A 16,058-nucleotide genomic window follows, 5' to 3' on the forward strand; every position below is an offset into this window, starting at 1 on the left:
TTTCATTCCCAAACTAAATTGTATGTATCAAAAAAAACTTTTTACAGCATTGCTTATTTCTGCTTTAAGCATTACCTCATTAGTAGCACAGTCAACACTCGATGAGCAATCGGGAGGTAGTGCACCCGTGAACGTGAAACCACCGGCTGAAAAAACGGATAAGCACAAAATGAATATTGTAAAAGTGAACCTCATGGCCCTCGCTTTTAAAAACTATTCATTTCAGTACGAGCGTGTACTAACAAAGAAGATCTCAGTAGCTCTTGGTATTCGAAGCATGCCATCCGGGAACTTACCATTTGTGAATAATTACGCAGACGATATTGCTGATGGAGATGCAGATCTTGAAGCAAATATCCGTGCATTAAAAGTTGGCAACTTTGCAATTACTCCGGAGGTCCGTTTTTACCTGAATAAGAAAGGGTATGGCCGTGGATTTTACATTGCACCCTACTACCGTTATGCAAAATTTAATTCAGACGAATTGCCGATAACATTTGATGGTGATGCAAATACAACAAAAACCATCAAGTTAAATGGAGATATTACAACTCATAGTGGTGGAGTGATGATTGGTGCGCAATGGCATTTAGGTAAAGTTGTTACTTTGGATTGGTGGATAGCTGGGGCACATTATGGAACAAGTAATGGAACATTAAACGGTGTACCATCATCCAGTCTTTCGGCAAACGAACAAACTGAAATTAAAAATACAATTGAGTCGTTGGATCTTCCGCTAACAAAAATTTCTGCTGAAGTAAGTGCGAATAATATCAAAGCAATTATTGACGGTCCTTGGGGCGGAGTTAGAGCAGGGCTAACAATCGGTATTAAATTTTAATTATTAGAATAAACAATCATATTTAAAAATGCCCCGTAAAATGGGGCATTTTTTATTACATTAATCATGGTTATCTGTCTTTTGAACATGTTCCTACCCTAAATTTGCAACGGCTTTCCAAAACAACTTTTATGACATTCAAGCAAATGTTCACTTCTTCCATCGGGAAAAAATTGGTAATGGGTCTTACAGGCTTATTCCTTATAACATTTTTAATAGTACATGTTAGTATCAATGCCTGCGTTTTTGCAGACTTGTTTAATCCCGATGATAACGGGCAAATGTTCAATAAAGCAGCTCACTTCATGGGCTCAACGGTGCTCATCCGTATCATGGAAGTTGGCTTAATGGCGGGTATTTTACTTCACATCATTCAAGGCTACATGCTGGAATTGCAGAACAGGCAAACAAGATCTGTTGGTTACGATGTTTCCATGGGAAGCAAAGGCAGCAAATGGTACAGCCGCAGCATGGGCTTGTTAGGCACATTGCTTTTACTATTCTTTGTTTTACACTTCAGCCATTTCTGGGTACCTGCACGTTTTACACATGCAGGTCTTGATATGCCGGTTAACTACAACGGCGTTGATATGCACGATATGTTCAGCTTAATGAAAGTTACTTTCAGCGAACTGTGGGTGGTGATTGCATACCTCATTGGCTGCTTCTCTCTGTTCTGGCATTTAATGCATGGTTTCCAAAGTGCTTTCCGTACAGTAGGTGTAAGCAACAATCGTTATCTCCTGATGTTAAATACGATTGGTATTGGCTTCTCTATTATTGTATCGGTTTTGTTTGCGTTGATGCCAGTTGCTTTTCACCTGAAATGGATTGAATAAGTTTTTTGATGCTGCCTGCAACACTGTTCAAGTGTGCGACGCAACAAAAGCCGAATAGATAACACAAAAGCTGACTACATAAAAAATACCTTATAAATTGTACGATAACCGAATTTGATACGATATGCTCAATTCAAAAATTCCTGCCGGTCCGTTAGATACTAAATGGGTAAATTATAAAAACAGCTGTAAACTGGTGAACCCTGCCAACAAACGCAGTCTTGAAGTGATTGTGATTGGTACAGGTTTAGCAGGTGCATCTGCAGCCGCTGCATTAGGTGAACTTGGCTATAAAGTAAAAACATTTTGTTTCCAGGATAGTCCACGCCGTGCACACTCTATTGCTGCGCAAGGTGGTATTAACGCTGCCAAAAACTATCAGAACGATGGTGACAGTACTTATCGTTTGTTCTATGATACGATTAAAGGAGGTGACTATCGTGCACGTGAAGGAAACGTTCATCGTTTGGCAGAAGTAAGTGCCAACATTATTGATCAATGTGTGGCGCAAGGTGTTCCTTTTGCACGTGAATATGGTGGTTTGTTAAGCAACCGTTCTTTTGGTGGCACACAGGTACAACGTACATTCTATGCTGCGGGCCAAACAGGTCAGCAGTTATTAATAGGTGCTTACCAGGCTCTGGAACGCCAGATCGCATTGGGTAATGTAACACAGTATTCACGCCATGAAATGCTGGATATTGTAATGATCGATGGTAAGGCTCGTGGTATTATTGCACGTAACTTAATTACCGGTGAACTGGAGCGTCACTTCGGTCATGCAGTACTGTTATGCAGTGGTGGTTATGGTAACGTATTCTATCTTTCTACAAACGCTATGGGCAGTAACGTTACTGCTGCATGGAAAGCGCATAAGAAAGGAGCGATGTTTGCCAACCCTTGTTTCACACAAATTCACCCAACCTGCATTCCTGTAAGTGGTGATCATCAGAGTAAGTTAACCTTGATGAGTGAATCGTTACGTAATGATGGACGTATCTGGGTGCCGAAGAAACAAGGCGATACAAGAAAGTCTACTGACATTCCTGAAGAAGAAAGAGATTATTATTTAGAAAGAAGATATCCTGCATTTGGTAACCTCGTTCCCCGTGACGTGGCAAGCCGTGCAGCGAAAGAACGTTGCGATGCCGGTTACGGTGTTGGTACAAGCAAGCAAGCGGTTTATCTCGACTTTGCTGCAGCCATTCAACGCTACGGAAAAATTGAAGCAGGTAAGCGTGGTATTAATGCCGATGCCGAAACCATTACACAGATGGGTAAGGATGTAGTGAAAGAAAAGTATGGTAACCTGTTCGACATGTATGCTAAAATCACCGGCGAAAATCCATACGAAGTACCGATGCGTATTTACCCTGCAGTACACTATACAATGGGTGGCTTATGGGTTGATTATGAACTGATGACGAATATTCCCGGTTTATATTCTTTAGGTGAAGCAAACTTCAGCGACCACGGCGCAAACCGTTTGGGCGCAAGTGCATTGATGCAGGGATTGGCTGATGGATACTTCGTTATTCCTTATACAATCGGTAACTATCTCGCCGATGAGATCCGCACCAAGGCAATTCCAACAGATCATCCAGCATTTGCTGAAGCTGAAAGCAAAGTGCGTGATCGTATTCATATGCTCATGAACATCAAGGGTACAAAAACCGTTGAAAGTTTCCATAAGCGTTTGGGTAAGATCATGTGGGATAAATGTGGTATGGCCCGTAATGCGGAAGGGTTGAAACAAGCTATCAAAGAAATTCAACAGCTTAAAAATGAATTCTGGAGCGACGTACGCATACCGGGCGAGATTAATGAAATGAATCCTGAGCTTGATAAAGCAAACCGTGTGGCCGACTTTATTGAACTGGGTGAATTGATGTGTTTAGATGCCTTGAACCGTGAAGAAAGTTGTGGAGGTCACTTCCGTGAAGAACATCAAACAGAAGACGGTGAAGCATTACGTCACGATGATAAATACATGTATGTTGCTGCATGGGAAATGAAAGGTGATCATGATTGGCAACTGCACAAAGAAGAGTTGAATTATGAAGTGGTGAAACCAAGTCAACGTTCGTATAAATAATTTTAAAATCGCTTTAGATTTTATGGAACATAAAAATATCAATGTAAAACTGAAAGTTTGGCGCCAGAAGAACAGCAATGATAAAGGTGCATTTGAAACTTACGATGCAAAGAATATTTCACAGGAAATGAGTTTCCTTGAAATGTTTGATGTGTTGAACGAAGAACTGATTGGCGAAGGGAAAGACCCGATCGCTTTCGACCACGATTGCCGTGAAGGTATTTGTGGTATGTGCAGTTTGTACATCAATGGTCGTCCGCACGGTCCTTGGGAAGCAAACACAACTTGCCAGTTGCATATGCGTGCTTTTGATGAAGGCGATACCATTGTAGTTGAACCCTGGAGAGCAAATGCATTTCCGGTAATTAAAGACTTGATGGTCGATCGTAGTTCTTTCGATCGAATTATTCAGGCCGGGGGTTATATCAGTGTAAACACAGGTAATGCGGTTGATGCAAATGCATTGCCTATTGATAAAGCAAAAGCTGATGCTGCCTTTGCTGCTGCGGCCTGTATTGGTTGTGGTGCTTGCGTGGCAGCTTGTAAAAACTCTTCGGCTATGTTGTTTGTGAGTGCGAAAGTGGCTCACCTTAACCAGTTGCCACAAGGCGAACCTGAAAAGAATACACGTGTCCTTAATATGGTAGCACAAATGGATAAAGAAGGCTTTGGGGCATGTACCAACACAGGTGCTTGTGAAGCAGTTTGTCCGAAAGAAATTTCATTGACAAATATTGCCCGCTTAAATGCCGAATATGCGGTGGCAAGTTTGACCGCCAATAAATAAGTTGACTATTCAACATAAGTTTTACAAAGACCTCCACCCTGGAGGTCTTTCTGTTTTCCGTCTGACGCAATTATAATATTCACGAAGAAAACCTTGAAAGGGGGGTATTAAAAGGCATGTTGCACAATAAATTCTATTTTTACACATTCTTATCCTGAAAACCACTGACTTATCAGAAAACTTGTCTTTTTCATAACTATGCTGCTTTCCTCACTGCTGACGCTTGCTCAGCAGCCGTCTTCCTTATCCAATCTTCGAAGCAAAAAGATCAGCACAAAAACAAGTTCGGTTAAGCTTGATAGTTTCAGCATCGTTCCAAAATCAGTCATCATTCCCGGCATTGCAAAAGATAGTTATACGGTGGATGAAGTGAATGGCCGATTGTTCTGGGTGAGTGCTCCGGGTATGGATTCAGTAACGGTTACTTACCGTGTTTTCCCTTATAAACTGAATGCACAGGTGCAGCGCATGAATTTTGAAGATGTAAAAAACAACTTCCTTACTGCACCTATCACCATCGATCAAAATACGGGATTTGGTAAAAGCATGTTTGATTTTGGAAATGTAAACTACAACGGTAGTTTTGGACGTGGCATTTCCTTTGGCAATAACCAGGATGCGGTGGTGAATGGCGTATTGAATCTGCAGATCAATGGTGTGATAGGTGACAGCATGTTGTTATCAGCTGCATTGACTGATAATAATATTCCTGTACAGGCCGAAGGCAATACACAACAGTTGAATGAATTTGACCGTGTATGGATTCAATTGAAAAAGAAAGGCTGGCAATTAAACCTTGGCGATATTGATATTAGACGAAATGATGCTTACTTCCTCAGCTTCTTTAAACGTTTGCAGGGTATCTCGTTTCAAAACGAATCAAATGTGTTCAAGCAAGGGAAGAACACATCAATGGTTTCAGGAGCTATTGCAAAGGGTAAGTTTAACCGTTATGTATTTCAAGGACAGGAAGGTAACCAGGGACCTTATCGTTTGCAAGGCCCTAATGGAGAATTGTTCTTTATTGTGCTTGCAGGAACGGAGCGTGTGTTTATTGATGGCGAATTAATGCAGCGGGGCGAAGACCAGGATTATGTGATCAATTACAATACGGCTGAAATCACCTTTACTCCACGACGCATGATCAATAAAGACAGGCGTATACAAGTAGAGTTTGAATATGCAGATCGCAATTTTCTCAATTCGCAATTCTTTGTTGGGAATGAATTGAAAGTTAATCCGAAACTTACGTTCAGGGTTAACGCCTTTTCAAATGCTGATTCAAAGAACACATCTGTCAACCAGTTTTTAACTACAGAGCAAAAACAATTTTTGTTTGATATTGGCGATCGTGTAGAAACAGCTTTGTATCCATCGATTGCTAAAGACACATTTGCGGCCAACAAGATCGTGTATCGATTGGTAGATTCAACTGTTAACAGTATTACGTATGACTCGGTGTTGGTGTACACAACCATTGATCAACCTGATGTGTACACTGCATCTTTCACCGATGTTGGTTTTGGCAATGCTGATTATGTGTTGGAGGAAGCTGGGGCAAACGGACGAACATTCAAATGGATCGCCCCTGTAAATGGCATACGTCAAGGCAGGTATGCACCGGCAGTACGTCTAGTAGCACCACGTACACAACAAATGATGACCGTTGGAACGGATTATCAAATCACAAAAGAACTCTTGGTAAAATCAGAACTTGCTATCAGCAGGTTTGATGTGAATACACTTTCCCGAAAAGATAAAACGAATGATGATGGTGTGGCTGGCCGCTTAGCGTTACAGTATAACAATCAATTCAAAGGCAATCCACAAAAACCATTAACGTATAAGCTCAGCAGCAGTTATGAATTTGTACAGGAAAGTTTCCGAGCATTGGAACGTTTACGTCCTGTTGAATTTACAAGAGAGTGGGGGCTGCCTATTTTTCTGCAACAGGAAAAAGAACAGATCATCAGTGCTGGTGTGGAATTGATGCGCACAACCAATCACCGTTTCAGTTATAACATACAGAATTATCAGCGTGGCATCCTGTTCAAAGGTATTCGTCATGCTGTGCAACATAGTTTTCAACAAAAAGGATGGACGTGGACAGGCAACATTAATTACTCATCAACCGATAGCGGACGCAACAAAGGCTTCTTCCTTAGACCAACTGTTGATCTGAAACGAAGATTTGACAAGCTTGATAAAATTGAACTCGGAGGACAATATTATTTAGAACACAGTGAAGCCCGCAACCGTATTACCGATTCATTGTCATCACTTACATTCATGTGGGATACATGGACTTTATATCTCCGTTCAAAAGAAGCTGCCAATAAATGGGGAGTTAATTTCTTTACCCGTCGTGATAAACTTCCATTAGGAAAATCATTAGAACAAACAGACCGAAGCTTCAACTACAATGCTTATGTTGAATTGATGAGCAGTGAAAAACATCAGTTCCGTTTAAACGCAACGATACGTGAATTGAAAGTATATAATAGTCAGCTGACCGGACAAAAACCTGAGCGTTCTGTATTGGGAAGGGCTGAATATTTTGTGAACGAATGGAAAGGAATGCTTACGGGCAATGTTTTGTACGAAGCGGGCAGCGGACAGGAACAACGTCGTGATTATTCTTTTCTTGAAGTGCCTGCCGGGCAGGGTGAATTTACCTGGAACGATTATAACTTAGATGGTATTCCACAACTAAACGAATTTGAAGTGGCACTTTACCAGGATCAGGCACGTTACATACGTGTGTTTACGCCAACGCTTGATTTTATACGTGCCAACTACAACCAGTTTAACTACAGTGTAAATCTCAACCCAAGAGCATTGATAGATCCGAATAAGGCAAAAGGAATGAGTAAATTCTTGACACGAATTACATTACAATCAGGATTACAAATCTTCAAAAAAGAGATCTCGGATAAAAACATCAACCTCGATCCATTTTCAAAACCAAAAGCAGACACAAGTCTTATTTCATTAAGCTCTGTCTTAACCAACACGCTGTTCTTTAACCGAACAAGTAATGTATGGGGTGTTGACTTAACGCATGTACAAAATACAGGTCGTTCCATCCTCACCTATGGTTTAGAAACAAGAACATTGAGAGATTTGTCGGGGCGAATCCGTTGGAATCTGAGTAAGAATTTTTCAACTAACGTTTTGGTGAAGTCGATCAAAAACCAATTGGAAACACCCAAATTTGGCAATAGAAACTATGATCTTGCACAGTGGGTAACCGAACCATCAATCAGTTTTCAGAGTGGCACAAAATATCGTTTCTCACTAAATTATAAATACGAGGATAAACAAAACGAAGAAGGGCAGAAGGAGCGTGCTGTCATCAATTCTATTATTACGGAGATGCGTTACAACGTACTTTCGAGCAGCACCATTAACGGGAAGTTTCAATTCAGTAATATCAAGTTTAATGGCGCTACGAATTCAACAGTTGCATTTATTATGCTTGATGCATTACTCCCTGGCAAAAACTTTTTATGGAATATTGATTTTACAAGACGACTTGCCAACAATATGGAAATAAATTTCACCTACGAAGGACGAAAACCCGGTGAAGCAAAAGCAATACATACGGGTAGGGCAAGTGTAAGAGCGTTGTTTTAAAAAGCCTCATCCTAATTCCTTCTCCCGAAGAGAAAGAAGCCCGGCCTTACCTCTTTTTTCATCTTCCGTAATTAAGCATTTGAACATTTCCTCTTTGTTCATCTGAAATTGCCCCGACAGTTCGGGTTTGGAATCAGCATAACCGTTTATAGACTGACGGTTTTCAATAGTTCCGACCAACGTAAAAAAAGCGGTGGAAGAATCCACCGCTTTTTAATAAACCATCAACGTGTATGTATGTATGTATGCTTAGCTAAATAAGCCGCCTTTACGTAATGTTTTTGAACCTTCACCAATTTTGAAACCGTTGTTATAGATCTCAACCTTGTAAGCACCTTCAACAAATTTCGCACCTGGCTTCCACTCAATTGAAACGGGAGTTGTTTTACCTGCAGCGAAAGTAAGAGTCGACATTTTTGTAAACACTCTTTCACCTTCTTCTCTTGTTGTGAAACGACCACTACCTAAAGCTTCGTTGCTTACCACTTGTCCTGTAGGATCAGTGATCACTACATAAACATCTTTTGTTGTTCCTTCTTCACCAACACGGTTGAATACGTTGAAAGACAAACGGATTTTATCAACACGCTTTGCAACATCTTTTTCTTTTTCTTTTCCGTTACGACGCTCGTCGATTGTAACGATATTGATATTTGAAGCATTCAATGTTGAAGCTACATCCAGTTTTTCTTCAACTACTTTCTTTTCAGCAGAAGTTTGATCATACTGAACCTGTAACGCTTCTTTTTGAACTGTCAATTCTTGCTTGTCAGTTTTCAGCTGCAGGTTTTCACCACGCAATGTTTCTACTTCTACTACATAACCACTGATCTTTTCGTTCAATTCATTGATCAAACGTTTTGCTTCAGCAAGATCAGCTGCTGTTTTATTTTGCTTATTCAGTAAAGTCTGAATACGCTTTTTCATGTTGCCGATTTCGCTGTCTTTTGTTTTAACCAGGCTGTCCATGCTGGCATTCATGCTTGTTAATTCATCAAGACGTTGAAGTGCAGAGTTGTACTCTGTTTGAATTGCACCTTTGCTGCTGTCGCTTGTGCTAAGTTGTGCCTGTAACTGTGTTGTTACTTCTTTGGTTTTTGATTTGTCCCAGATAATGTAACCCCAGGTACCTAATAAAGCTGCAATTAATAACCCGTAGATCAACCCACGGTTGCTGTTCTTTGGAGCTGCAGGTGGATTATCCTGAGGAGCTGCGGAAGGATAGTTTGAATAAGACATACTGTTTGATTTTTAAGTTTTAAAATTTATTTTTAGTTCATGGCTAACCAACAACAAATTCAACCCGATCACATCCTGGTACTCGATATCGAGACAGTACCACAATTTGCTTCGTTTGAAGAGCTGCCGGAACAATGGAAAGTTCTCTGGGCAGACAAAATTTCCAAAACCATGCCAGAAAATTTTTCGGCTGCTGAAATGTATGAACAAAGGGCTGGAATTCAGGCAGAATTTGGAAAAATAATCTGCATCAGCACAGGTTATTTTTATACCGATAAGGGTGGAAGAATGTGTTTTCGATTGAAAACTTATGCAGGAAATAATGAACAACAGCTGTTAGCTGAATTTATTAATGCTGTTGAAAAGTTTTATAAAACAAACCCTGCTATGCATTTTGCCGGGCATAATATTAAAGAATTCGATATTCCTTACATCAGCCGGCGCACACTCATCAATGGAATAACCCTGCCATCTTTCCTTCAATTCAGTGGTAAAAAACCTTGGGAAACAAACCTGGTAGATACGATGCAGCTGTGGAAGTTCGGTGATTATAAAAATTATACATCACTAAACCTCTTGGCAAACTGCTTAGGTATTCCCACACCCAAAGATGGCATTGACGGCAGTCAGGTAAAAGAAATTTATTATATACAAAATGATCTCCCACGCATAGTTGAGTATTGCCAGAAAGATGTGATTGCCACTGCCCAGATTTTTCTACGGCTGCAACAATTACCTTTGCTGCCGGCTGAAAATATTTTTATTGCCGACCAGGTAAAATGAGTGTAACAAAAATTCTTAACGACTGGAAAAAGAAAAGCTTCAAACCTGTTTATTGGTTTGAAGGCGAAGAAGATTTTTATATTGACCAGTTGGTTGATGCTGCAGAGCATAACATTTTAAGTGAGGCAGAAGCAGGTTTCAATCTTTCGGTTTTTTATGGAAAAGATGCGGCCTGGAGCGATGTGGTAAATGCCTGCATGCGTTATCCCATGTTTTCTGACAAACAAGTAGTGATACTCAAGGAAGCTCAACAGATGAAGGATATTGATAAGCTGGAAGGCTATATCAATAATCCACTCTCATCAACCATTTTTGTTGTTGGTCATAAAGAAAAGAAAGTAGATGGTCGTAGCAAACTCGCCAAGCTGTTGAAAGAAAAAGGAGAGGTGTTGAGTACAAAAAAAATGTACGACAATGAACTACCTGCCTGGACACAAGATTTCATTGAAAGCAAAGGTTACCAGCCTACACAAAAAGCTGTTCACTTGTTGGTTGATCATATTGGTAACGATCTCAGCCGCATTGCCAACGAAGTAGATAAAGTTATTTTGAACCTCGGCAGCCGAAAAACAATTACCGATGATGATATTGAAAATTTTGTGGGTATCAGCAAAGAATACAATGTGTTTGAACTGCAGAATGCAGTTGGTAAAAAGAATTTAGCCAAGGCATTGCAGATCGTTCAGTATTTTGAAAGCAATCCGAAAGCTGCTCCCATTCAATTAGTATTACCATCGCTCTATAGTTATTTCTCCAAAGTATTTATGTTGTTTGGCGCACAGGGCGATGATAAAGCGGTTGCTGCACAAACAGGCATTAATGCATGGTTCATGAAAGATTATAAAGCCACAGCATCGGTGTATGGATTCGAAGGTGTGCAGTCAGCTCTTTTATTAATGCATCATTACAACTTAAGAAGTGTGGGTGTTGGAGATGTAGGCACAGAAGATGCATCGCTGTTAAAAGAAATGATCTATAAGATGATGATGTAAGATAATGTGTAATGAATGATGAGTGATGAATCCTGACGCATACGGTTGCACCAACACATCCCAAACAAAGAACATCCATTACCTTCGCAGCAAATCTGCAATCGCAAATCTAAAATCTAAAATCAATCATGGCTTTAATGAAATCGATCTCCGGCATACGTGGTACCATTGGTGGTGCACCCGGCGATAATCTTACTCCTGTTGATATTGTAAAATTTACAGCAGCATATGCAACCATATTAGGAAAAGGCAAAAAAGTAATTGTTGGTCGTGATGGCCGCATGAGTGGTGAAATGGTGCGCAGCCTTGTAGTGAATACTTTAACCGGTATGGGGCTGCATGTAATTGATCTTGGTATGAGCACAACACCAACCGTTGAAATGGCAGTGACGTTCGAAGGAGCAGATGGAGGTATTATTCTCACGGCATCGCATAACCCAAAACAATGGAATGCATTAAAACTGCTGAATGAAAAAGGTGAATTCATCAGTGCTGAACTTGGTTTGCAAATGTTAGAGATCGCCGACAAAGAAGCATTTGATTTTGCTGGCGTTGATGAACTCGGCACTTACTCAGCTGACGATACTTTATTGCAAACACATATTGACGCTATCCTTGTTCATCCGTTAGTTGATAAAAAAATCATTGCCGAGAAAAATTTCAGGGTGGTGATTGATGCCATCAACAGTTCAGGGGCAGTTGCAGTTCCTGCATTGCTCGAAGCATTGGGTGTAACAAACTATACTGTTCTTCATGCAGAGATGCACGGCAATTTTGCACACAACCCCGAACCTCTTGCGGAAAACCTCGTTGACCTTTGCACGGAAGTGGTAAAACAAAAAGCCGATCTTGGAATTGCAGTTGATCCTGATGTTGATCGTTTATGTTTTGTAAGTGATGATGGAACTTTGTTTGGCGAAGAATATACATTGGTTGCTGTTGCAGATTACATCTTATCAAAACAAAAAGGTAATACTGTTTCTAATCTTTCATCCACTCGTGCATTGAAAGATGTAACAGAGAAACATGGTGGTGAATATTTTGCCAGTGCAGTAGGCGAGGTGAATGTGGTGAAAATGATGAAGGAAGTAAATGCAGTGATTGGTGGTGAAGGGAATGGTGGCATCATTGATCCGCAGTTGCATTACGGACGAGATGCACTGATTGGTATTGCCTTGTTCTTAACACATCTTGCCCAAAGCGGAAAAACAACAGCAGCGTTACGTAAAACTTATCCTGATTATTTCATGAGCAAGCAAAAGATCGATCTGCCAAAAGAAACTGATGTGAAGGCATTGCTGGCGAAAGTGAAAGATCAGTATGCAGCGCAACCTGTAAATACAGTTGATGGTGTAAAGATCGAGTTTGACAAAAGCTGGGTGCATTTGCGCAGCAGCAATACTGAACCGATCATCCGTGTTTATTCTGAAGCATCAACAACGGAGAAAGCAGATGCTTTGGCAAATGATGTAATGAATACGATTAAAAGTTTGATGTAAGATACGAAGAGCTACCCTTGAATACAGCAGGTGACTCACCCGCTCAGTTTTACAAGCTTTAACTCATTATCTTTGCAGCCTCATTTCCCTAAAGCATGACCCGTATTTATTTCGACAACGCCGCCACAACTGCCATCGATCCTCAGGTATTAGATGCTATGTTGCCTTTCCTGCAAAACGGATTTGGCAACCCTTCTTCTATCTATTCTTACGGACGAGAAACAAGACTGGCCATTGAAAATTCACGCAAATCGGTTGCAAAGATCCTGAATGCACACCCTGCTGAAATTTTCTTTACAAGTGGTGGTACCGAAAGTTCGAATACGGCAATCACCGCTTCTGTTCGTGATCTTGGATGCAGGCATATCATAACATCGCCAATTGAACATCATGCAACATTACACACTGTTGAATACCTCGATAACCGTGATGAAGCAAAAGTGAGTTATGTAAACGTATTGCCCAACGGCCATATTGATCTTGAACACCTCGAGCAGTTGCTTGCATCAACCGAAGAAAAAACATTGGTTACACTCATGCATGCAAATAACGAGATCGGCAACATTACCGATCTGCACGCTGTGGGTAATTTATGTAAAATGTATAACGCCATCTTTCATTCCGATACTGTGCAAACCATCGGTCACTTCCCGTTCGATCTTCGCAGCACACCTGTGCATTTCATCAGCGGATCTGCACATAAATTTCATGGACCAAAAGGCGCTGGTTTATTATACATCAACGAAAACGTTCACATCAAACCATATATTCATGGTGGCGGACAGGAACGTAACATGCGTGCCGGAACCGAAAATGTGTATGGCATTGTAGGCTTCGCAAAAGCATTGCAGATAGCGACAGACAAACTGGAAGAGGAGAGTGCACATATTCAAAGCATCAAGTATTACATGATCGAGCAACTGAAGAAAAATCTGAAAGGTGTAAGCTTTAACGGCGACCCGATGGGAAGAAGCAACTATACTGTGTTGAATGTAAGCTTCCCAAAATCAGAGAAATCTGAAATGCTGTTGATGAATCTTGATATGGATGGTATTTGTGCATCGGGTGGTAGTGCATGCACAAGCGGTGCACAACAAGGCTCGCATGTGATCCGTGCAATCAACAGTAATCCCAATCAAATACCTGTTCGCTTCTCATTTAGCAAATTCAATACAAAAGAAGAAGTAGATGTGGTGGTGGAGAAATTAAAAACGTTGATTTAAAGTTTACCGGATCAATATCTGTTTTTCCAATCGCTCTCTTGCTGTGCGCATTTGAACTATGTAAGTTCCTTTCTGTATTTCATTTACAGGAAAAGGGATGGTGAACTCTCCGGCTTTTACCTGTTGATCAATAATATTACTGATCAAACGTCCGTTGAGATCATAAACTGTTATTGAAATTTTGCCTGCTGATTTTACACTTACATTCATCCATGAATCTGCCGTAACGGGGTTAGGATAAACAGTGAAGTTGAAAGCCCTTGTGCGATTCTCTGAAATTCCTGAAATAACATTCACAGTAATTTGTCCCTTCATGCCTGAACCAAAATGCGCACTGCATCCGTAGTAAATAGTTGTACCGGCCATCCCTGACGTGATGTTTAATGTAAAATCAGACGATGAACCGAAACCGTCTTGAACAGCATTATTCGCATTCCAGTTTGCCTGGCTAACCTGAATTAAGGGATGTTCACCGCTTGCCTGGATGATCACCACATCACCAACATTGACAGTAAGAGTTGCAGGCGAATAACTAAAGCCGCTTATGTTTATATTAAACTGTGCTGCTTTTGCAGAGGAGAACAAACCAAACATGATGAAAATAACAAGTAACTGTTTCATGACCGAAGGTTTAGTTAGAAGATAATACAACCTGTTTCCAGAAGAAACGGATATTATTAAAGAACAGTTGCCATGCGGTAAACAAAATTGTTTAAATTTCCTCTCTAAAAAAATGATTATGACCTTGCGCCAATTATTGCTTGCAGTACCTGCAATATTGCTTTTTGCAAACTCCTGCACCACAAATGAAGAAAAGAAAACCATACCGGTTGCTGCATCGGAAATACCGGAATATGTTTTACAATCTAATATTTATGAGGTAAACGTAAGGCAATACAGCCCTGAAGGAACATTTAAAGCCTTTGAAGCATCCCTGCCACGTTTAAAAGAAATGGGAGCGGAGATACTATGGTTCATGCCTATTACTCCCATCAGCAAAGTTGACCGTAAAGGGGTGTTGGGAAGTTATTATGCAGTTGCTGATTACACGGCAGTGAATCCTGAGTTTGGTACAATGGAAGATTGGAAAAGCCTCGTGAATAAAGCCCACGAACTCGGCTTTAAAGTAATTACTGACTGGGTGGCCAATCATACCGGCGCCGATAACAGGTGGATGCAAAGCAATCCTGATTTTTTTGTAAAGAAAGATGATGGCACATTTGCTTTTGCTTTCGATTGGAGCGACACACGTGATCTCAATTTCTGGAACCCGGTGTTACACGACAGTATGATCTATGCGATGAAATTTTGGTTAACGGAAACAAAGATCGATGGGTTCCGTTGCGATGTGGCAATGGAAGTGCCACGTAGCTTTTGGCAGAAATGCATTGCTGAATTAAAAACGGTGAAGCCTGATATTTTTATGCTGGCCGAAGGCGATGTGGCATGGTTACACGATGCAGGTTTTCACGCAAGCTATGGTTGGGATGGTTTTGCCAAGATGAAAAAAGTAGCGAAAGGTGAAGCAAGTGCAAAAGTGCTTGATACAGTCATTCGTCATTTGGATGAATCTTATTCTCCCAATTATATCAAAATGTATTTTACCAGCAATCATGATGAGAACAGTTGGAACAAAGCAGACTATGAAACAATGCCCGGCGAAGTGCATGCACCATTTGCTGTGTTATCACAAACATGGAAAAATACATTGCCGTTGATTTATAGCGGACAGGAAGAACCATTCCTTGATTCCATTTCGTTTTTCTATAAAGACACTATTTCGTTTGGTAAATACCAACGTGCTCCTTTTTATAAAACTTTATTGGCGTTACGCAAAAGCACACCTGCATTAGCAGTTGATGCCGCTTACACGAAACTTACTTCTTCTAATGATGATGCCGTGTTTGCTTATACAAGAGAAAAGAGTGGAAAGAAGATATTGGTGATATTGAATCTCTCCAACAAACCGCAGACAGTTACATTAACGGGAGCAATTGCAGGGGAAACGCAGAATGTATTTGCCAACAAACATGAGCATTTAACTGATGGACAAAATTTTCCAATGGCACCTTGGGGTTATTTAGTTTATAGTTATTAAGATGTCTGACAAACCAATTGCATACC

At 40.6% G+C, this 16,058-nt stretch carries 12 protein-coding genes; 10 read left to right on the forward strand and 2 right to left on the reverse strand.

All coding sequences use genetic code 11. The features are described 5' to 3' along the window. Positions 1-22 precede the first annotated feature (22 nt). The 5 genes from WG954_RS17425 to WG954_RS17445 all read left to right on the forward strand — a co-directional run bounded on the left by WG954_RS17425 (position 23) and on the right by WG954_RS17445 (position 8,198). The gene (locus tag WG954_RS17425; RefSeq protein ID WP_340438057.1) at positions 23-841 is read left to right on the forward strand and encodes a DUF3575 domain-containing protein; all 819 of its coding nucleotides are present in this window, start codon (positions 23-25) and stop codon (positions 839-841) included. Between the two features lie 131 nt (positions 842-972). After that, on the forward strand, positions 973-1,680 hold the full coding sequence (locus WG954_RS17430) for a succinate dehydrogenase cytochrome b subunit (RefSeq protein WP_340438059.1): 708 nt from the start codon (positions 973-975) through the stop codon (positions 1,678-1,680). Positions 1,681-1,804: 124 nt separating this feature from the next. Further along, positions 1,805-3,775 (forward strand): fumarate reductase/succinate dehydrogenase flavoprotein subunit, encoded by a 1,971-nt coding sequence (locus tag WG954_RS17435; protein ID WP_340438060.1) that lies wholly within the window; start codon positions 1,805-1,807, stop codon positions 3,773-3,775. Positions 3,776-3,797: 22 nt separating this feature from the next. Next, the gene (locus tag WG954_RS17440; RefSeq protein ID WP_340438061.1) at positions 3,798-4,562 is read left to right on the forward strand and encodes a succinate dehydrogenase/fumarate reductase iron-sulfur subunit; all 765 of its coding nucleotides are present in this window, start codon (positions 3,798-3,800) and stop codon (positions 4,560-4,562) included. 198 nt (positions 4,563-4,760) lie between these two features. Beyond that, entirely contained in the window at positions 4,761-8,198 is a 3,438-nt protein-coding gene (locus tag WG954_RS17445; protein ID WP_340438062.1) for a DUF8818 domain-containing protein, read from the forward strand. A gap of 249 nt (positions 8,199-8,447) precedes the next feature. Here the strand turns inward: WG954_RS17445 and WG954_RS17450 are convergent, their stop codons facing one another. Beyond that, positions 8,448-9,437, reverse strand: coding sequence for a DUF8428 domain-containing protein (locus WG954_RS17450; protein WP_340438063.1), 990 nt, complete (start codon positions 9,435-9,437; stop codon positions 8,448-8,450). Positions 9,438-9,476: 39 nt separating this feature from the next. Here WG954_RS17450 and WG954_RS17455 point away from each other — a divergent pair, with 39 nt between their 5' ends. The 4 genes from WG954_RS17455 (at position 9,477) to WG954_RS17470 (ending at position 13,934) form a co-directional block, all read left to right on the forward strand. Continuing rightward, positions 9,477-10,220: a 3'-5' exonuclease gene (locus tag WG954_RS17455; protein ID WP_340438065.1), complete on the forward strand. Its 744-nt coding sequence runs from the start codon at positions 9,477-9,479 to the stop codon at positions 10,218-10,220. After that, the gene (holA, locus tag WG954_RS17460; protein ID WP_340438066.1) at positions 10,217-11,212 is read left to right on the forward strand and encodes a DNA polymerase III subunit delta; all 996 of its coding nucleotides are present in this window, start codon (positions 10,217-10,219) and stop codon (positions 11,210-11,212) included. The genes WG954_RS17455 and holA overlap by 4 nt, the downstream gene beginning before the upstream one ends. A 137-nt stretch (positions 11,213-11,349) precedes the next feature. Further along, complete coding sequence (glmM, locus tag WG954_RS17465) at positions 11,350-12,711, forward strand: phosphoglucosamine mutase (RefSeq protein WP_340438067.1); 1,362 nt, start codon at positions 11,350-11,352, stop codon at positions 12,709-12,711. Between the two features lie 95 nt (positions 12,712-12,806). Beyond that, positions 12,807-13,934: a cysteine desulfurase family protein gene (locus WG954_RS17470; RefSeq protein ID WP_340438069.1), complete on the forward strand. Its 1,128-nt coding sequence runs from the start codon at positions 12,807-12,809 to the stop codon at positions 13,932-13,934. A gap of 3 nt (positions 13,935-13,937) precedes the next feature. Here the strand turns inward: WG954_RS17470 and WG954_RS17475 are convergent, their stop codons facing one another. Further along, a complete protein-coding gene (locus WG954_RS17475; protein WP_340438070.1) occupies positions 13,938-14,555 on the reverse strand; it encodes a T9SS type A sorting domain-containing protein in 618 nt (205 codons plus the stop codon). 118 nt (positions 14,556-14,673) lie between these two features. Between WG954_RS17475 and WG954_RS17480 the strand changes: the two genes are divergently transcribed. Then, a complete protein-coding gene (locus tag WG954_RS17480) occupies positions 14,674-16,032 on the forward strand; it encodes an alpha-amylase family glycosyl hydrolase (RefSeq protein WP_340438071.1) in 1,359 nt (452 codons plus the stop codon). Positions 16,033-16,058 lie beyond the last annotated feature (26 nt).

The organism is Lacibacter sp. H375, assembly GCF_037892425.1.
Lineage (GTDB): Bacteria > Bacteroidota > Bacteroidia > Chitinophagales > Chitinophagaceae > Lacibacter.

Excerpts from the sequence above, each read along its gene's own strand:
- WG954_RS17450 (WP_340438063.1), bottom strand. The coding sequence starts at position 9,437 with ATGTCTTATTCAAACTATCCTTCCGCAGCTCCTCAGGATAATCCACCT.
- WG954_RS17445 (WP_340438062.1), top strand. The coding sequence starts at position 4,761 with ATGCTGCTTTCCTCACTGCTGACGCTTGCTCAGCAGCCGTCTTCCTTA.
- WG954_RS17470 (WP_340438069.1), top strand. The coding sequence starts at position 12,807 with ATGACCCGTATTTATTTCGACAACGCCGCCACAACTGCCATCGATCCT.
- WG954_RS17425 (WP_340438057.1), top strand. The coding sequence starts at position 23 with ATGTATCAAAAAAAACTTTTTACAGCATTGCTTATTTCTGCTTTAAGC.
- holA (WP_340438066.1), top strand. The coding sequence starts at position 10,217 with ATGAGTGTAACAAAAATTCTTAACGACTGGAAAAAGAAAAGCTTCAAA.
- WG954_RS17430 (WP_340438059.1), top strand. The coding sequence starts at position 973 with ATGACATTCAAGCAAATGTTCACTTCTTCCATCGGGAAAAAATTGGTA.
- WG954_RS17440 (WP_340438061.1), top strand. The coding sequence starts at position 3,798 with ATGGAACATAAAAATATCAATGTAAAACTGAAAGTTTGGCGCCAGAAG.
- WG954_RS17455 (WP_340438065.1), top strand. The coding sequence starts at position 9,477 with ATGGCTAACCAACAACAAATTCAACCCGATCACATCCTGGTACTCGAT.
- glmM (WP_340438067.1), top strand. The coding sequence starts at position 11,350 with ATGAAATCGATCTCCGGCATACGTGGTACCATTGGTGGTGCACCCGGC.
- WG954_RS17480 (WP_340438071.1), top strand. The coding sequence starts at position 14,674 with ATGACCTTGCGCCAATTATTGCTTGCAGTACCTGCAATATTGCTTTTT.
- WG954_RS17435 (WP_340438060.1), top strand. The coding sequence starts at position 1,805 with ATGCTCAATTCAAAAATTCCTGCCGGTCCGTTAGATACTAAATGGGTA.
- WG954_RS17475 (WP_340438070.1), bottom strand. The coding sequence starts at position 14,555 with ATGAAACAGTTACTTGTTATTTTCATCATGTTTGGTTTGTTCTCCTCT.